Origin of the sequence: Rikenella microfusus DSM 15922 (assembly GCF_000427365.1) — a bacterium.
Taxonomy (GTDB): domain Bacteria; phylum Bacteroidota; class Bacteroidia; order Bacteroidales; family Rikenellaceae; genus Rikenella; species Rikenella microfusus.
The window spans coordinates 447,257-464,645 of record NZ_KE386488.1 but is presented as its reverse complement, the minus strand read 5'-3'; the positions used below and the strand labels follow the sequence as shown (position 1 = coordinate 464,645).

The following is a 17,389-nucleotide window of genomic DNA, read 5'->3' as shown; positions in this document are numbered from 1 at the left end:
AACGGGTAAAGTATTTTAACCGTACTGTTTCTTGTATGGGGCCGCGGCCTGCGGAGGAACGGCGAGCGGATGCGAGTTGCGGGCCTCCGCTGCCCGGAGGCTGCGGCCCGCCCGCTGGCGCGGAGACTTGTTTTTAATTGTACGGTTATTTATCTGCATAGCGGCATCCCCGACGAGGAGGAACCGAGCAGTGTCCCTCTCCCAAGGCCACAAGCGGCCTTGGGAGAGGGAGCGCGAGAAAACCGCCAGGCAAAACGAGCGAAGCTAACGGCTGTAACCTACGGTTTTGCCCTCGGCTGGCTCCGGACTTTTCATAAGAAACGTCCGCCCCCACTGGCGCAGAAAGTTATTTCCAACTAACCGTCAATTCCATCTCCGCAAAACGGACAGGGCATTCCTACCCGGACCCGGCTATACCGAAACACACCGGTCAGAGTTTCGATATCCCGATACAATCCCCCTCTGCGGATAGCTTCGGACAGGTACGCTGCACAGTATCACCCCTTACGGTACGTGTAATCCGCATATTTCGCAAAACCGAATACCTGACGGTTCTGTCGGTACATCCTGAACCGTATTTCCGTTCCCCGTTTTCGAACGGCCTTTCCGTCGTATCCTGTTGTCAATAATATATCTTTCCTGTCTTTTTCCACAGCACCAGCAGCAGAAACCCGAAAAGCATCCCGCCGACATGGGCGAAATGGGCGATATTGGAACCTTGCTGAGTAACGCCGAGGAAGAGTTCGAGCACGCCATAGGCGACGACGAACCATTTGGCTTTCATCGGAATCGGGGGGATCAGCAACATGATGCGGTCGTTGGGGTGGAACATCCCGAAAGCGAGCAGCACGCCGAACACGGCGCCCGATGCACCGATGGTCACGACGTTATCGGCCCACATCTGCAACTGCATCGGCGCGATATGAGCGTAGCCGAGACTGACGAAACGATTGTACTCGAACCAGTTTACGGCCAGGTTGCACAATCCGGCCCCGACGCCGCAGACGAGGTAAAACAACAGGAACCGCCTCGAGCCCATATCGTATTCGAGGATGCGGCCGAACATCCACAGGGCGAACATATTGAAGAAGATATGCGAAAAACCGCCGTGCAGGAACATGTAGGTGACGGGCTGCCAGATCTGGAAATCGGCCGATTTCCAAAAGTGGAGTCCGAAAAGATCGACCATACGTTCGCCGCCGGTCCCCTGGGGCAACAGGGTCTGGGCCAGGAAGACGATGACGTTCAGGATAATCAGGTTCATGACCACGCTCTGGCTCCACGAGGAGCCGCCGCTGGTGCCGAAAATGTTATTGTTGCTCATTCGTTATCTGTTTCTTGTTCGTATGCAGCGAATTATTCGGATTGTATGTCTCTCTCGGGAGACCCGATTTCTCGCAAGGTTCGAGGCGGTCGTCCTGCGCGACCTGTGGTCGCAGGATGACATGAACGTTATAATTTTAAATGTACGGATAAAAACAAGTTTCCGCGTTAGCGGGCGGGCCGGACGCCTCCCCGTCGGGAGGCCCGCAATCCTCGCACACTCGGGGCGGCCTCCCGGGCGTCCGACCCGTATGAAAAATAATCGTACCGTTTTTTAGTCATGCGATTCGAAAGAATCGCCGGCTTATGCGCCCAAGCCGCTTTGCGGCTTCGGGGGGTGGGCGCAAAGCCGAAGGAGTGAAACAGTTTAACCGTACAATTAAACAACCGTTACCTGTACGGCCCTATATATTTTCGGTCAGTTTTCGCACCACGCGGAAATTGTTGAAAAACTCCTTGGCGAAAACACGGATCACCGTGTAGGCCGGGATAGCGAGCAACATTCCCCATACGCCGGCGATATAGCCGGCCATCAGGATCACGATGAAAATCTCCAACGGATGGGCTTTGACCGAACTGGAATATATATAGGGTTGCAAAATGACGTTGTCGATCAGTTGGAAGATGACGAATACGACGATCATCTGAAACAGGACGCTCTCCACGGCGACGCCGGGGACAGGGCTGAGCATGGCTATCACGCACCCGGCAATGGCGCCGATCAACGGGCCGATATAGGGAATTACGTTCAGTACGGCGGAAATGACGCCGATCACCAGAGCGGTGTTGAACTCCAGCCCGATCAGATAGAGCGGAAGGGCTATGCACACGAGTTTGATAAACATCTCGATGCAGATGCCGATGAAGTACCGGATCAGCAGCGTCGTGGCCGAATCGAGCGCACGTTTGATATTGGCTTCGTATTTGGCCGGAAAGAGAATCACCACGCCGTCGAAAAAAAGACGGTCGTCCTTGAGGAAAAAGTAGGTAATGAAGCTGACGGAAAAGACGGCGATCACCAGATCGACGATCCATCCGGTCACGGAGGCCAGCGAACTGCCGATATTGGCAGAGGCGAACAAGGGGCCTGCCTGGGTGTGGATATACTCGCGGATCGAGAAGTTGTTGTCGGGCAGGAAACGGTTGATATACTGTTCTATACGGGTGATAGGATCGGCCAGCGCGGTAGTGAGCTGGTCGATATCGAACGAGGTGAGCTGATCGATCTTGTCGATCACCACGGGCAGCAGAGTAACGGCCAGGGCGTAAATGACGACGAGCATCACGACGAGCGTCGCAAAGGCGGCCAGCCATTTGGGGACGCTCCGCCCCTTGATCCGGACGCGGCACAACAGAGTCACGAGGGGCTTGCCCATCAGGGAGAGCACGGCGGCGATGAGGATATAAAAAACGATGGCCTGGAAGTACCAGACAAGGTATCCGGCGACCAAAAGGCCTGCACCGGCTGCGATCCATCGGTATATGGGACTCATCTTTTCCCTGGTGGGTTGTTGTGTGTTGTCGGCGTTTTCTGCATTTCCCGCTGCCGCCGCGGGCTATCTCTTTTTTACGGGCGGTTTCCTCGCCGCCATCCTGCCACAAGCCTTCTCAGGCCATGATCGAATTCTCCCGGCGCCTCGGCCACAAAATACGGCTACTGCGCCGGATCGGGCTGAACGAGGGAAACTTTTCATTGTACCTTTTGTGCAGGCTCCCTCCCTATCACGCCGGAACCACCCCGGCGGCTTGCAACTGCGTTGCGCTTGTTTCGGCTCCGGCCCGCCCGCTAACGCGGAAACTTGTTTTTATCCGTACGTTTTTAACATTGCGATTCTTCAGAATCGCCGGCTTTCGCGGTGCCTTCGGGCACTCCGACCGGGAGTTTGCTCTGATAAGGTGGGCGCAAAGCCGAAGGAGTGACAGTTTAATTGTACGATTCTTTGTAATAGGTCGCAGCCTGCGGGGAACGGGAACGAGCTGTGCGAGTGAGCGGGCCTCCGCTGCGGGAGGCTGCGGCCCGCGCGACCTGAAGGTCGCAAAGCATGCCCCGGCCATTTAACAGTACGATTAAATCAGGTTCCCCCCGCGCCAGCGGGCGGGCATCCCCATCGGGAGGCCCGATGCCGCCGGGCACTCCGGCCGGGCTGTAACTACCCCAACCCCTCCCGGACTCCGGACTTATAAATCGTACAGTTTACCGCATCAGGAACGAGAACCGCCCGATGTTTTTCAGGGCGATGCCCGTCCCGCGGGCCACGGCCCGCAGCGGATCTTCCGACACGTGGAACGGGATGCGCGTCTTTTGGAACAGCCGTTTGTCCAATCCCCGCAGCAGGGCGCCGCCTCCCGCCAGGTAGATGCCGTTCTTGACGATGTCCGAGTAAAGCTCCGGCGGAATCTTTTCCAGCACCTTCATGATCGCCGCATCGACCTTCATCAGCGACTTGTCCAGCGCGTGGGCCACCTCCTTGTACGACACCGGGATCTCCAGCGGCAGCGAAGTGATGATGTTCGGCCCGCGGACGATATGGTCGTCCGGCGGCGTGTCGAGGTTGTCGATCGCTGCGCCGACCGCGATCTTGATCTCCTCGGCGGTACGTTCGCCGATCTTGATGTTGTGCTGCTGGCGCATGTAGGTCTGGATGTCCTCGGTAAAGACGTCGCCGGCCACGTTGATCGACTCGTTGCAGACGATCCCGCCCAGCGAAATCACGGCCACTTCGGCCGTCCCGCCGCCGATGTCCACCACCATGTGCCCCTCCGGCGCCTCGACGTCGAGGCCCATGCCGAGGGCGGCGGCCATCGGTTCATAGATCATGTAGACCTCGCGCCCCCCGGCGTGCTCGGCCGAGTCGCGCACGGCGCGGATCTCCACATTCGTGGAGCCGCTGGGAATGCAGATGACCATCCGCAGCGAAGGCGAGAACATCTTGCCCCGCGACTTGATCATCTTGATCATGCCGCGGATCATCAGTTCGGCCGCCGTGAAGTCGGCGATCACCCCGTCGCGCAGCGGACGGATGGTCTTGATGTCCTGGTGGGTCTTGCCGTGCATCTGGCGGGCCTGGTTTCCGATGGCCACCAGCCGGTTGGCGTGCTGATCCACGGCCACGATGGAGGGCTCGTCCACCACGATCTTGTCGTTATAGATGATGATGGTGTTGGCCGTGCCGAGGTCCATGGCCAGCTCCTGCGTGAGGAATGAAAAGAGTCCCATGGCGTCGTTTAGTGTTTGAAGTGGCGCAGGCCGGTGAAGACCATGGCCATGCCGTTGGCGTTGCAATAGTCGATGGTATCCTGGTCGCGCACCGATCCGCCGGGCTGGATGATGGTGTCGATACCCTCCTTGTGGGCGATTTCGGCGCAGTCGGCGAACGGGAAGAAAGCGTCCGAGGCCAGCACGGCGCCGCGCAGGTCGAAACCGAACGACTTGGCCTTCGCGATGGCCTGCCGCAGCGAGTCCACGCGCGAAGTCTGGCCGATGCCGCTGGCCAGCAGCATGCCGTTTTTGGCCAGCACGATGGCGTTCGACTTGGAGTGTTTCACGATCTTGTTGGCGAAGATCAGGTCTTTCAGTTCATCCGCGGTAACGGCCTTGTCGGTGGCCTGTTTGACTTCGGAATCCCGGCCGCCGACTTTGGCGTCGCGCTCCTGTACGGCTACCCCGCCCAGCAACGAGCGGAACTGTTTGCCGCAGCGGGCCGCCGACTTGGCTTTGAGGATGATGCGGTTTTTCTTGGTTTCGAGCACGGCCAGCGCGTCGTCGTCGTAACCGGGGGCCATGATGACCTCGAAGAATATTTCGTTGATTTTTTCGGCCGTGGCCTTGTCCACCGTGCGGTTGGTGATGAGCACACCGCCGAAAGCCGATACGGGATCGCCGGCCAGCGCGTCCTTCCACGCTTCGACGAGGGTCGGCCGCACGGCTACGCCGCAGGCGTTGTTGTGCTTCATGATGACGAAAGCCGGTTCGCTGTCGCCGAATTCGGCGATCAGGTTCACGGCGGCGTCCATGTCGAGCATGTTGTTATAGCTGATCTCCTTGCCGTGCAGTTGTTCGAACTGGGCGGAGAGGTCGCCGAAGAAGACGGCCGCCTGGTGCGGGTTTTCGCCGTAGCGCAGGTGGGTCGCGCTGGCTTCGGTGAAGCTCTGCTTGAAGGCGGGGATGCCCTCCGTGCGGTTGAAGTAGTTGAAAATGGCGGTGTCGTAGTGCGAGCTGACGTTGAACGCTTCGGCGGCCAGGCGGCGGCGTTGTTCGAGCGTGGTGCAGCCGTTCTGCGTCCGGAGCAGGTCGAGGATGTAGCCGTACTGGTTCACGGAGGGTACGATCGCCACGTCCTTGTAGTTTTTGGCGGCGGCGCGGATCAGCGAGATGCCGCCGATGTCGATTTTTTCGATGATCTGCTGTTCGGTGGCCCCCGGCGTGGCGACGGTCTGTTCGAACGGATAGAGATCGACGATCACCAGGTCGATCTGCGGGATTTCGTATTCGGCGGCCTGCCGGCGGTCGTCTTCGTTGTCGCGGCGGTGGAGGATGCCGCCGAACACTTTGGGGTGGAGGGTCTTCACGCGGCCGCCGAAGATGGAGGGGTAGCCGGTGAGGTTTTCGACGGCGTGCGCTTTCACGCCGAGGCCTTCGATGAAGGTCTGCGTGCCGCCGGTGGAATATATTTCGACTCCGTTTTTGTCCAGTTCCTTAACGATCTCTGCCAGGCCGTCTTTATAAAAGACGGAAATAAGGGCGCCTTTGATTTTTTCCACTGCTGTATGTCGTTGTTGGTTACATTTGTTTTTAAAGGACAAAGATACGATTTTTATTCGGTTGTTCCGACGGGTCGGGCGGTTTTTCGGAACGTGCCGTCCGTATGGAAGGAAACGGAGCCGACAAAGGAAACCGGTTCCGGGCACGTTCCTACCGGCGGGCCTGAGCCACGGCCGCGGCGAAGTCGGGGTCGCTCTCGGCGTTGATCACGCGGTAATAGGCCGTGGTATCCCACAGCCGCTGGGCGATCAGGGCCTTGACCTGCGCCTGTATCTGCCTGCGGGAACGCTCCATGCCTTTCCCGTCATACTCCACGCCGCGCGAACGCCCCAGGGCCGCGAGCCGTTCGGTCATTTCGGGAGTCAGGGAGAAGTCGCGGGCAAAGGCGTCGAAATCCTTGTATTTCGCTTTGTATTCGGCGCGGCGGCCGTCCAGCTCCGTTACGGCGAATTCGAGCAGCACCCCCTTGCGCACCAGCTGGCTCCAATAATCGGAATAACCGGTCGTGTCGATAGGCACGTAAACGTCGGGCGTGATGCCCCCGCCGCCGTAGACGGCACGCCCCTCGACGAGCGTTTTGTAAACGTGCGAAGAGTCCGCCGCAGGCATCTTGCCGCCGGTCAGCTCGCCGGAATCGTAACGCGCCGCCCAGTCGCTGTAATAGCCTTTCAGGTCGCCCTGCCTGTAAGGTCGCTGGATGGAGCGTCCGGAGGGGGTGTAATAGTGGGCCACGGTGAGCCGGACGGCCGAACCGTCGCCCAGCGGAATCTGTTGCTGCACGAGTCCCTTACCGAAGGTGCGGCGGCCTACGACGACGCCCCGGTCCCAGTCCTGCACGGCCCCGGCGACGATTTCGGAGGCCGAGGCGGAGCTTTCGTCCACCAGCACGACGAGCTTTCCGTCGCCGAAGAGCGGTTCGGCAGGCGAGGTGTGGGCCTCCTGCCGGGGCATGTTCAGTCCCTCGGTATAGACGACGAGGCTGCCGGGCCTCAGGAAATTGCCGGCCACGCGGATGGACTGGTCGAGCAGTCCGCCGCCGTTGCCGCGCAGGTCGAGGATGAGCGAAGAGACACCCTCCATCCCCTGCAGCGCCCGGCGCAGTTCGTCGTCGGTGGTGGCCATAAAGCGGTTGAGTTTCACATACCCGATATTTTTATCCACTTTGTAGGCCGCATCGAGGCTGTACATGGGGATTTTGTCGCGCACGATGCTGAATTCGAGGGTGTCGGCGACGCCGGGCCTCACCACGCGCAGGTCGGCCCGCGTCCCCTTCGGGCCGCGCAGGAACTTGGGCACGTCGTTGAGCTTCACGCCCGTTTTCAGCCGGCCGTCCACGTAGACGATACGGTCGCCGGACATCAGCCCGACCTGTTCGGACGGGCCGCCGGGCACGGTGTTCACCACGACGATGGTGTCGCGCAGGACATTGAATTCGATGCCGATCCCTTCGAAGTTGCCTTCGATGTCCTGTTCCTGCTCTTTCAGCTCTTCGGCGCCGATATAGACGGAGTGGGGATCGAGGCTGCCGAGCATTTCGGTAATGGCGCCTTCGACCAGCCGCGGCATATCGACGCTATCGACGTAACCGTTGGCGATCAGGTACATGACCTGGTTGATTTTCCGGAACTGGGCGGCCTGTTCGGGAGCGATCCGCTGGGCGCCGGCAGGATCCGACAGGAGGAGGGCCGCAGCGGCCAGGGCGGAGCCGAATATCTTTCTTTTCATCTTTTTTTCGTGTGTTTGTTCCGAAAGGGGGGCGGTCCGCGGGGGGCCGCGTTTCATGCGGGACCGATGCCGTTCCGCCCGGCTTTCGTGCGGTTTTATGAATACCAAAGTTACGACTTTCATACGAACGGCAAACGGCAGCGCCGCATTGTGCGCCGCCGTTTTTTCGGAGGGCGGCGCTGCCGGTTGCGGGGATTCGCCGGGGGGGCGCTGCATCGTCGGAAACGACATCCGGTTCGTTCGCGCCCGCGTGTGCCCCCGGGCCGGTTCCTGGCTTTTCGTCCGGATCGGCTCCCGCCCGGCGCCTCTCCCGCGGCATCCCGCCTGCGGAAATTTCCGTATCTTTGGGGTCCGTAACGAATCACAGCCCATGTATTACGCCGAATATGCCGGCCGTGCGCCGCAGTTTTTCCGGATCGACCGTCCTTTCCCGCTCGAAAGCGGCGGCGAACTTCCCTCCGTGACGCTCGCATACCACACTTACGGCACCCTGAACGAAACCGGAGACAATGCGATTTGGGTCTGCCACGCCCTGACCGCCAATTCCGACGTGGCCGACTGGTGGCCCGGCACTGTCGTCGAAGGCGGGCTGCTCGACCCCTCGAAATATTTCATCGTCTGCGCCAACAAGCTCGGCTCGCCTTACGGCTCCACCTCTCCCGTTACAGAGAATCCCGCCACCGGCCGTCCCTGGTTCCTCGATTTCCCACAAATCACCGTGCGCGACATGGTGAGGGCCTACCGGGAACTGCGCACCGCCCTCGGTATCGCCCGTATCCGGATGATTATCGGCGGATCGACCGGCGGATGTCAGGCGATGGAGTGGGCGATCGCTGAACCGGAGTTGTTCGGCACGGTGGCGCTGACCGTCACGCTGCCCAAAACCACTCCGTGGATCGTGGCCGACAGCGAGGCCCAGCGCATGGCCCTCGAAGCCGACCCCACGTTTTTCGAACCGCGGATCGACGGCGGGGGGCGGGGATTGGCCGCCGCGCGTGCCATGTCGATGCTGATCTACCGGAATTCCGTCGCTTTCAACCGGACGCAGCACGATCCGGAGGAGAAGCTGGAGGGTTTCCGGGCGTCGAGCTACCAGCGTTACCAGGGGGAAAAACTGCGCAAACGGTTCAACGCTCACTGTTATTACCGGTTATTGCAGGCGCTCGATTCGCACGACGTGGGCCGGGGACGGGGAGGAGTCGCCGCCGCCCTGAAACGGATCACGGCCCGGAGCATCGTGATGGCGGTCGATACCGATATCATGTTTACGGAGCCGGAGGTGCGCGAAATGGCCGTCCTGCTCGGCGCCGATTATCATACGATCCACTCCGGCTACGGACACGACGGTTTTCTGATCGAAACGCCGGAGATCACCCGAATACTCAAAAAATACCTGTAGCCCGGCGGAATGACGGAAGAGGCGCGATGGCGGCCGCCGGTTTCCCGAAAGCGTCGGGCATGATCCCGACCGGCCTGTTTCCCCGGGGAGGCGGATTTCGCGCCGATCCGGGCGGGGACAGCGAAGCGGCGGCATGCGCCGAAAATATCTGAATAACGGGTACGGAGGCCCTTTCCTGCAGAACTTCGGTTTTTACATGCCCGGCTGCGCCATATCAACTTCAGACATATTACATATTGTATTATTTTTAAACGGACTTATACGATTCCACCCGAAACGGGTAATGGTTCCCTAAACGGTCTTCCGGTGCCGCTCGGCACAGAGGGCCGGGCTGCAACTACCCGTGGTCTTTTGGGGCCCGACCCGAATGAAAAATAATCGCACGGTTTAAATAAGTACGATTTTTATTGATGCGATTCTTCAGAATCGCCGGCTTTCGCGCCCAAGCGGCTACGCCGCTTCGGGGGGTGGGCGCAAAGCCGATATGAGATAATTTAACCGTACAATTAAAAACAAGTTTCCGCGCCAGCGGACGGGCCGTAGCCTCCGGGCAGCGGAGGCCCGTAACTCGCATTCGCTCGTCGTTCCTCCGCAGTCTGCGGCCTTATGCAAAACTGTACGGTTAATTTTATGGCCGGAGCCAGCGGAGCCGAAACAAGCGTAGCGTAGTTGCAGGCCGCCGCCCGGGGTGGCTCCGGCCCGCCCGCTGACGCGGAAACCTGATTTAACCGTACGGTGATTTTTAAGGTAACTATATACGACTTTATCTTATTTTATACACAGGCTTGATTTTCAGTCGTTTTTACCCCATTCTCCCCGAAACGGCACCGCCCGTTTGGAAGCCGAGCCGTTTGGAGAGACTATGGCCTGATTTTGGGTAAGGTCGTATTAGTCACCATATATTTTAGTGCAATCCGAAGCCAATACGCCCGCCTCTGTTTCTACATCAGGGTATGAATGCTATCTCCGCGCGTAACGGCCGGAATAGGGCGATCGTTCCCCTTTTACGGCGACATCCGGTTTTACTTCCATTAAATATACTATGTATGAGCAATTTACACAAATCGTGTAATACTATTAGTCTTTTTATTTTTCGAATGTATTTTTTAGAATACAAAATGTATTATATTTGCGCTGTAAAACATAACGAAACCTATAATCCGTAAAATGATGAAAAAACTATGGAATTTGATCGCCGGCAGTTTTAGCCGCAGGTATGCCCTGCCACGTGCCGAACAGGAAAGCCGGAAACGCGTGCCGACCCGGCGGTTCACTTCCCGCTTCTCTGCGTTCGAATCATGAGCTGGCTGTTCGACGACGTCTTCGAGCATCGCGACGAAGCGCAAGCGGTGCTCGACCGGGTCAGGAAGGCCCGCAGCGAGTTGAAAATCCGGTATGAACGCATCGACGAATTCACCTGGGTCGAGCGAGGCCGGAAATCCGAAACTTCTAACACGACAATGATGACTGAAAACACCGTAACCCGCCAGGAGGCCGAACAGGCCATCGCCATTTACCGCACGGCCAAAACGGCCAAACAGGAATCGGAAGCCCAGATGGCCGCTGCCGAACGCATCATCGAGCGGTTCGGACGGATGCATATCGATGAATTCGCAGACGGGCGCCTCGTGCTGGACAGCGGCACGCTGGCTGTCAGAGCCGGAACGGCCAAACCGGTAAAGGACGGCCGGTCGCTGGGAGCCGCGGCCCGCAGCGAACTGGCAGCGCGGCTGCCGTCGGCTTATGTACGCCTTTCGTGCGATTTCGCCGGACTGTACGGCTGCCGGGATAAACTGGTCCGGCAACTGCTTGCGTCGCGGGGTATCGAAATCGTCCGCGAGGACAAGTTCGTGGTTTTGTAACGGGTATGCACTGTTTTTCCTGTTCGGGGATTCCGCCTTTCCCGCGCGTTCGACTGGAATGAAAAATACCCCTACAGTTCATATTATGGCCGGAGCCAGCGGAGCCGAAACAAGCGCAGGCAGTTGCAGGCCGCCGCCCGGGGGGGCTCCGGCCTGACAAAGGGAGAACATCGAAATAAACCGTACGTTTTTTAGTTTTTTGCGATTCGAAAGAATCGCAATGTTAAAACCGTATGGTTAAAAACAAGGTTCCGCGCCAGCGGGCGGGCCGGACGCCTCCCCTTCGGGAGGCCCGCAATTCGCCGCTTTACGCGCCGAAAGTTGCGACCGCTCCCGGGCGTCCGACCCGAATGAAAAATTAACCGTACGGTTAAATATTATGGCCGGAGCCAGCGAGGCCCAAACGAGCATCGTGAGTTGCAGCCGTTAACTTCGCTTCGCTCGTTTTGCCTGGCGGCTTCCTCGCGCTGCCTCGCCAAAGTCCGCAAGCGGCCTTTAGGTCTCGGTACGCCGCTCGGTTCCTCCTTGTGCCTCGGCCATTCGTGCGAGCCCGATGGCTCTCGGCTACTGCGTCGGTTCGCCCGGGGTGGCTCCGGCCTGGCTAAAGGGAAACATTGCAATTAACCGTACGGTTAGATTTTATGTTTGTAAGGGCTGCAGCCTGCGGGGAATGGGGTACTTACAGCCCGGCCGGAGTGCCCGGCGGCACCGGGCCTCCGCTGCGGGAGGCTGCGGCCGCCCGCTGACGCGGAAACTGATATCGAACCGTACTGTTTATCAGTACATTTTCTTTTTGCCAGTCCGCCCCGACAACCTGTCGGCAACGCCAGGCAATGAATGAGCAAATACGAACCGAATAACGACAACCATGAAAGCAACCGCCATTTACATGAAATTCGACGCCAATCCGTTCAACGTCCGTCCCGGAGACTATAAACAGATCACCGGTCTCCTTCCTGCCGGCCTGAGCGACGAGCTGATCGCCAGTTACGCTAAAGACGCCGTTCCCGAAGGCTATGTGTTCGTCGGCATCGAACGGGACGGGACCGGTACAGATGCATAATCCCTTTCCCCCGCCTCCGCTCCCTCTGCCCGGGACACCCGCCTCCGCTCCCTCTGCCCGGGCGCCCGCCCGCACCGGATCGGAGACCGCAACCGTCCCGGCAAAAAACATCCCGTCCCCGAACGAGGGAACGAGGCGGCCGAAAGAAGCTGAAACCCGCCCCATACGACTTCGGGCGAAATCTCATATAGCGACTATTCAAAAAACTATCGTCATGGCTTATAACAAAAAAGGATACTACAAACGGGCCAAAGCTTTGCAGGAGCTGACCGCCCGATATTACGAACCCGAGCGTCACGACCGATGCTACAAATGGGTATGGCGGAAGTACGTCTACCCGCAGTTCGGTATCTGCTATCACAGTTATCTGCGTTACCTGCACACGGCCGTCCCCGGCGAGGCCCTTTAACCTCCCCGGCCGGACCGGCAAAGGCACCTCCGTGCGGTCCCGTCTTCCGGCTGCCCCTCCTTTCGCGGGTACCTGCGGACGACCGGCCGGACACAAGCGCCTGAAGACGACACTCCGCATCCCCATTCGGGGATGCGGAGTGTTTCTGTTTAAACCGGTCGCGGCAAGCCGTCCGATACGCGGATCGGAACGGAATCATCCCGAACTTCGCAGACCGTAACCCGATCCCGATGATCGGCATTCCCTGTCGGATACCTTCCGGAACGACAGGGCAATCCGGCCGAACGACAGCCCTCTCCCCGCCTCACCGTGGGGGGGCGGTCAAAATTTTTTGATCACGTAACGGACTACTCCCCAGACACGGAAATCGTCCTCTTCGGTAACCCGCAGCGGTTCGTAATCCGGATGGGCCGGCATCAGCCAGAGACATCCCGCCGCTTTGTCCGTTTTGATCCGTTTGAGCGTGAATTCCCCGTCGATACAGCAGACCGCCAAGGCTCCGTCCCGTACCTCCGCCGCCCGATCGACCACTAGCAGATCTCCGTCGCCGATCCCTTCGCCCGTCATGCTGACTCCCCGCACCCGGGCGAAAAAGGTCGAAGCCGGATTGCGTACCAGTTCGCGGTTCAGGTCCAGCGACATCTCCGCGAAATCCTCGGCCGGCGAGGGAAACCCTGCCGGAACGGCACAACCTGCCACCGGCAGCTCCAGCGGGCCGCCGGTCAGGTCGGGCACGATGATTTCCCACGATTTGCGCCTGTGTTCCATAGATTTCCTCCGCAAAGATAACGGCCGGAGACTGCCGGATATGCGCCCGCTGTCCCCGAACGGTATAATCCGGACAGGCGATTATATCCTTCGATCCCGATTATATATAGTTCGATTCCGGTTCTATATACCGATATACCCAATCCCGATTACGTATTTCGATATAGCGGACAGAGTCGGCGACCATTTCCCTCCTGTTTACCCGGCGCCGCCGGCCCCCAAAGGGGCGTTGTCCGGACGCGCATCGAGATGCTGTGTTTTGCGCCTTCGCACTTTCGATATGCCCAGGTATATCGCCGGGTACGGATATGTCCGGCGAACAACCGCTCCGGCGCATGCGCCACGCGGTACCGGGCAAAATACGTATCTTTACGGCGGCCGGCCCCTGTCGGCCGCACAGGATATGATCGAAATACGAAAAGCGTCGGCCGGGGACATACCGGCCATACAGTCCGTGGCACAGGTCGCGTTTCCGGCCACCTATGCCGGAATCATCTCCCCGGCCCAGACGGATTACATGATGGAGTGGATGTATTCGACGGCATCGCTGCTCCGGCAGATGACAGACGAAGGGCATGTCTATTATGTCGCGCGGGAAGAGGACGGCACGCCGGTCGGTTATGTTTCGGTACAGCGGGAGGGCGAAGACCGGTTCCACCTGCAAAAAATCTATGTGCTTCCCGACCGGCAGGGCAGGCAGATCGGCCGGATGTTGTTCGGGGAAGCGTTACGCGCGGTCAAAGAGTCGCATCCGGGGCCTTGTACACTGGAACTGAATGTCAATCGCTCGAACCGGGCGCGGGGATTTTATGAGAAGATGGGGATGCGGGTGGTGCGAGAAGGGGATTTCCCGATCGGCGAGGGGTATTATATGAACGATTATATCATGGGGATGGAGCTGTAAGGCCCCGGCAGGTTGTCCGAAAGTTCCGCCGCGGCCTGCGGCGCTTATCCGTCGGCCAGGATTTATCCGAGTCATAGCATTCCATCGACAGGATGGGTTCTCCGCTGTTTCCGGCCTGTGTCCGGGTTCCGAAGCGATGCCGGCGCCCGCGTCCGGGCGCCGGCCGGGAGATACGGCTTTGCCCTGTTCGATATGTCCGCCTGATTTTCGGTATATTTCGGCACGCCCCTGTCCGGACTTTGCAAAATCCCGGTTCGAATGGTCCCTGGGGCTCTTGTCCGGGTTCGCCGTACTCGAATCATCCGGCACCGCAGGGCGAGGCGGGGAGATCGCGACCCGATTTCGGCCGAAACCGTATGTATCTGCCGAAGGAAAAACAAACGGGGAGCCGAGCTACAGGTACAGTCGGGACATTCGTATGGAATCGCCCGAATACTTATCCGGATAAGGCCGAGGGGGGGGTGCCGTTTTTCCGACAGGAAAAACGGCACCCCCTCTTGTCATACGCTGTGCGGCCGCCCCGCAAGGCTCCGGTTCCGGACGAACATCCGGGCGGCTCCGTGGCCGTCCGTTTTCAGACCGTTGGGACATCTTACGCGGACGGAGGTTCCGGGACGACTGCATAGTGGTTCATCTCCGCCTGCCGGATCAGCACAGGGCACTTTGCCGACGGCGTCCGGCACCGGAAAGCCTCCTGAATAATCACGCTTTTGCGTTCCAGCGCTTCGTCTTTCGTTTCGAGTTTCGTTTCGAGTTTTTCGACCTTGACCGTCAGACGGCCGATCTCGTCCTGCAACAATGTGACGATTTTCGAGGTTTCGTCGATCCGGCGGCTGTTCTTGCCCAGAATCCAGCTGACCAGCGCGACGGCGATGGGGGCGATGACGTAAGTGATCCAGGTATCCATGATTTCGGGAATTTCGGAAGGCGGGAGAGGAACGGCGAAGCAGGACAGGGCGTGCCGGCGCGGGACGGAGCTGTCCGGAGTCCGTCTCCGGATTGCAAAAATGGCAGTAAATACGGCCCCGGACAAAAAAAGCGCGAAGGATTCGCGCTTTTTTTAATGCTGTGATAAAACGTCTCCCTCTCCGCCCGCTTTACCGCCCCTCTCCGCCCGGCGGTCCGCTCTATTTCTTCAGCCTCTTTTCGGCTTCGACAGCCGACACCACCGTCATCACCGGCCGGCCGTCCGGCGTATAGTCCGGTTCGTCGCACGCGAACAGCCGCCGCACCAGCGCATCCGCCTCGACGGGCGTTATCGCCGCCGCACCGCCCGCGGACAGCGCGGCGCTGCAACTCCGGGCCAGGGCCGCGGCCAGCCGCTCGCGGTGGTTGTCCCGCAGCGAAGCGCCCTCCTCCCTGATCTGCGCCAGCAGCTCCTCCACCGCCTGTGCCGGAGTCGTCCGTTCGCCCATCTCGACCGGCAGGGCATATACCACCACCGTCGATCCGCCCATGTCCCGCAGGTCGAATCCCATGGCGGCCAGTTCCGGGGCGTGCTCCATCAACAGGAAATGGTCCGCCGGCGACAGCTCGACCGTCTGCGGGAACAGCTCGCGCTGTCCGGCCGCCGGGAGATCGTTCTCCAGACGCCGGAGAAACTCCTCGTAAGCCACGCGGTACGCGGCGCGCGCCCGGTCGATGATGACCGCGCCGTCCGCCGTCGTCGTCACGATGTACTTTCCGCCGCCGAAAGCGAGGCTGCGCGGCGTGCCGGCCGGCACGCCCGCCGTTCCCGGGCCGGCGAAAGGCAGTGCTGTCTGCGCCGGTTCCGGCACGGAACCGGAATCGGCGGCGGATTCGTAATCGCTGTACGTCTCTTCGCCGGGCAGCAGCGAAACCGGGCCGGAAGGCGCCGGGTTCGCGAAATCCGGAATCGTGAGCGACGGCGGGATCATTTCGGTGAAAGGGGCCTGTTCGGGATCGTCGAACGCTTTGGCCCGTCCGCCGAATCCGGCGGCGACCGACGGCGCGGGCGAATCCCATTCCTGCCGGTCGTAGCTGCGGAAGGGGTTGTAGTCGTCGCGTACCGAGACGGGCGGAGGCGCGGGCATCTCTTTGGCCCGAGCCGGGGAGCCGGCGCCGCCGTAAACGGGGATTTCCAGCCCCGGAACAGGATTCTCGAAATCGAGCATAGGCACCACGTTGTGCTTGCCCAGACTGCGGGCCACGGCCGACGAGAGCATCTGCCACAGGGCCTGTTCGTCTTCGAACTTGATTTCGGTCTTCTGGGGGTGTATGTTCACGTCTATCCGCGCGGGATCGACGTCGATGTAGATGAAGTAGGAGGGGGTGTAACCGAAAGGCAGCAGTTTGTTGTAACCGCCGACCACGGCTTTTTGCAGGTACGCGCTGCGGAAATAACGCCCGTTCACGAAGAAGAATTGTTCGGAACCGCTTTTACGGGCGGTGGCGGGCAGACCGATATAGCCGCCGATCTTTACGATGGGGGTATCGACTTCGATATCCAGGAGTTTGTCGCCTGTCTTGCGTCCCATGACGGCGGCGATGCGCTGCCTGAGGCCCCCGGGGGCGAGGTTGAACAGGGTCTTGTCGTCGGCCACCAGGGTGAACGCCAGGTCGGGGTGGCACAGCGCGACGCGTTGGAATTCGGCGATGACCTGTTTGGTTTCGGTGGTGTCGGCCTTGAGGAATTTCCGCCGCGCGGGGGTGTTGAAAAAGAGGTTCCGCACGGTGATCTGCGTCCCCTGCGGACAGCTGACGCTTTCGGTGCGGGCGTCGGCGTCGGTGCCTCCGGCGATGGCCACGAGGGTGCCCACTTCGTCTTCAGCGCGGCGCGTGCGCAGCTCCACTTCGGCCACGGAGGCGATGGAAGCGAGGGCTTCGCCCCGGAACCCGAAGGTCTGCAAAGCGAACAGGTCGCCGGAGCGCCGGATCTTGGAGGTGGCGTGGCGGGCGAAACAGACGACGGCATCCGCCGCGGCCATACCGCATCCGTCGTCGATCACCTGCACGAGGGTCTTCCCGCCGCCGCGCACCACCACGCTCACGGCCCGCGCTCCGGCGTCCACGGCGTTTTCCATCAGTTCCTTGACCATGGAGGCGGGACGCTGTACCACTTCGCCGGCGGCGATCTGGTTGGCGACGTTATCGGGCAGTATTTGGATCAGGTTACCGGACACGGTTTTCGCAGGTCTCTCTGTGTTTCGGGCA

Annotated in this window: 13 protein-coding genes; 5 read left to right on the top strand and 8 right to left on the bottom strand. The window is 60.0% G+C overall.

Annotated features, from left to right (window positions below; all coding sequences use genetic code 11):
* Positions 1 to 622: 622 nt before the first annotated feature.
* The 5 genes from RIKMI_RS0102895 to RIKMI_RS0102875 all read right to left on the bottom strand — a co-directional run bounded on the left by RIKMI_RS0102895 (position 623) and on the right by RIKMI_RS0102875 (position 7,810).
* The gene (locus RIKMI_RS0102895; RefSeq protein ID WP_051214283.1) at positions 623 to 1,324 is read right to left on the bottom strand and encodes a rhomboid family intramembrane serine protease; all 702 of its coding nucleotides are present in this window, start codon (positions 1,322 to 1,324) and stop codon (positions 623 to 625) included.
* Positions 1,325 to 1,727: 403 nt separating this feature from the next.
* A complete protein-coding gene (locus RIKMI_RS0102890; RefSeq protein ID WP_037291399.1) occupies positions 1,728 to 2,816 on the bottom strand; it encodes an AI-2E family transporter in 1,089 nt (362 codons plus the stop codon).
* 701 nt (positions 2,817 to 3,517) lie between these two features.
* On the bottom strand, positions 3,518 to 4,540 hold the full coding sequence (locus RIKMI_RS0102885; RefSeq protein ID WP_027290348.1) for a rod shape-determining protein: 1,023 nt from the start codon (positions 4,538 to 4,540) through the stop codon (positions 3,518 to 3,520).
* 8 nt (positions 4,541 to 4,548) lie between these two features.
* The gene (gene purH, locus RIKMI_RS0102880; protein ID WP_027290347.1) at positions 4,549 to 6,084 is read right to left on the bottom strand and encodes a bifunctional phosphoribosylaminoimidazolecarboxamide formyltransferase/IMP cyclohydrolase; all 1,536 of its coding nucleotides are present in this window, start codon (positions 6,082 to 6,084) and stop codon (positions 4,549 to 4,551) included.
* 151 nt (positions 6,085 to 6,235) lie between these two features.
* A complete protein-coding gene (locus RIKMI_RS0102875; RefSeq protein ID WP_027290346.1) occupies positions 6,236 to 7,810 on the bottom strand; it encodes a S41 family peptidase in 1,575 nt (524 codons plus the stop codon).
* 370 nt (positions 7,811 to 8,180) lie between these two features.
* Here RIKMI_RS0102875 and RIKMI_RS0102870 point away from each other — a divergent pair, with 370 nt between their 5' ends.
* The 4 genes from RIKMI_RS0102870 to RIKMI_RS12830 all read left to right on the top strand — a co-directional run bounded on the left by RIKMI_RS0102870 (position 8,181) and on the right by RIKMI_RS12830 (position 12,543).
* Positions 8,181 to 9,209 (top strand): homoserine O-acetyltransferase family protein, encoded by a 1,029-nt coding sequence (locus tag RIKMI_RS0102870; protein ID WP_051214550.1) that lies wholly within the window; start codon positions 8,181 to 8,183, stop codon positions 9,207 to 9,209.
* 1,298 nt (positions 9,210 to 10,507) lie between these two features.
* The gene (locus RIKMI_RS0102855) at positions 10,508 to 11,071 is read left to right on the top strand and encodes an efflux RND transporter periplasmic adaptor subunit (RefSeq protein WP_027290344.1); all 564 of its coding nucleotides are present in this window, start codon (positions 10,508 to 10,510) and stop codon (positions 11,069 to 11,071) included.
* Positions 11,072 to 11,939: 868 nt separating this feature from the next.
* A complete protein-coding gene (locus RIKMI_RS0102850) occupies positions 11,940 to 12,134 on the top strand; it encodes a hypothetical protein (RefSeq protein WP_027290343.1) in 195 nt (64 codons plus the stop codon).
* A gap of 214 nt (positions 12,135 to 12,348) precedes the next feature.
* On the top strand, positions 12,349 to 12,543 hold the full coding sequence (locus tag RIKMI_RS12830; RefSeq protein WP_051214281.1) for a hypothetical protein: 195 nt from the start codon (positions 12,349 to 12,351) through the stop codon (positions 12,541 to 12,543).
* A gap of 321 nt (positions 12,544 to 12,864) precedes the next feature.
* Here the strand turns inward: RIKMI_RS12830 and RIKMI_RS0102840 are convergent, their stop codons facing one another.
* Positions 12,865 to 13,311 (bottom strand): LexA family protein, encoded by a 447-nt coding sequence (locus RIKMI_RS0102840; RefSeq protein WP_027290342.1) that lies wholly within the window; start codon positions 13,309 to 13,311, stop codon positions 12,865 to 12,867.
* Positions 13,312 to 13,714: 403 nt separating this feature from the next.
* Here RIKMI_RS0102840 and RIKMI_RS0102835 point away from each other — a divergent pair, with 403 nt between their 5' ends.
* On the top strand, positions 13,715 to 14,215 hold the full coding sequence (locus tag RIKMI_RS0102835) for a GNAT family N-acetyltransferase (RefSeq protein ID WP_027290341.1): 501 nt from the start codon (positions 13,715 to 13,717) through the stop codon (positions 14,213 to 14,215).
* Positions 14,216 to 14,807: 592 nt separating this feature from the next.
* Here RIKMI_RS0102835 and RIKMI_RS14215 read toward each other — a convergent pair.
* Together RIKMI_RS14215 and mutL are read right to left on the bottom strand one after the other, a co-directional pair.
* Positions 14,808 to 15,122: a hypothetical protein gene (locus tag RIKMI_RS14215; RefSeq protein ID WP_051214280.1), complete on the bottom strand. Its 315-nt coding sequence runs from the start codon at positions 15,120 to 15,122 to the stop codon at positions 14,808 to 14,810.
* Positions 15,123 to 15,342: 220 nt separating this feature from the next.
* Positions 15,343 to 17,358, bottom strand: a complete 2,016-nt coding sequence (gene mutL / locus RIKMI_RS0102820) for a DNA mismatch repair endonuclease MutL (RefSeq protein ID WP_027290340.1) — start codon at positions 17,356 to 17,358, stop codon at positions 15,343 to 15,345.
* Positions 17,359 to 17,389: the final 31 nt, after the last annotated feature.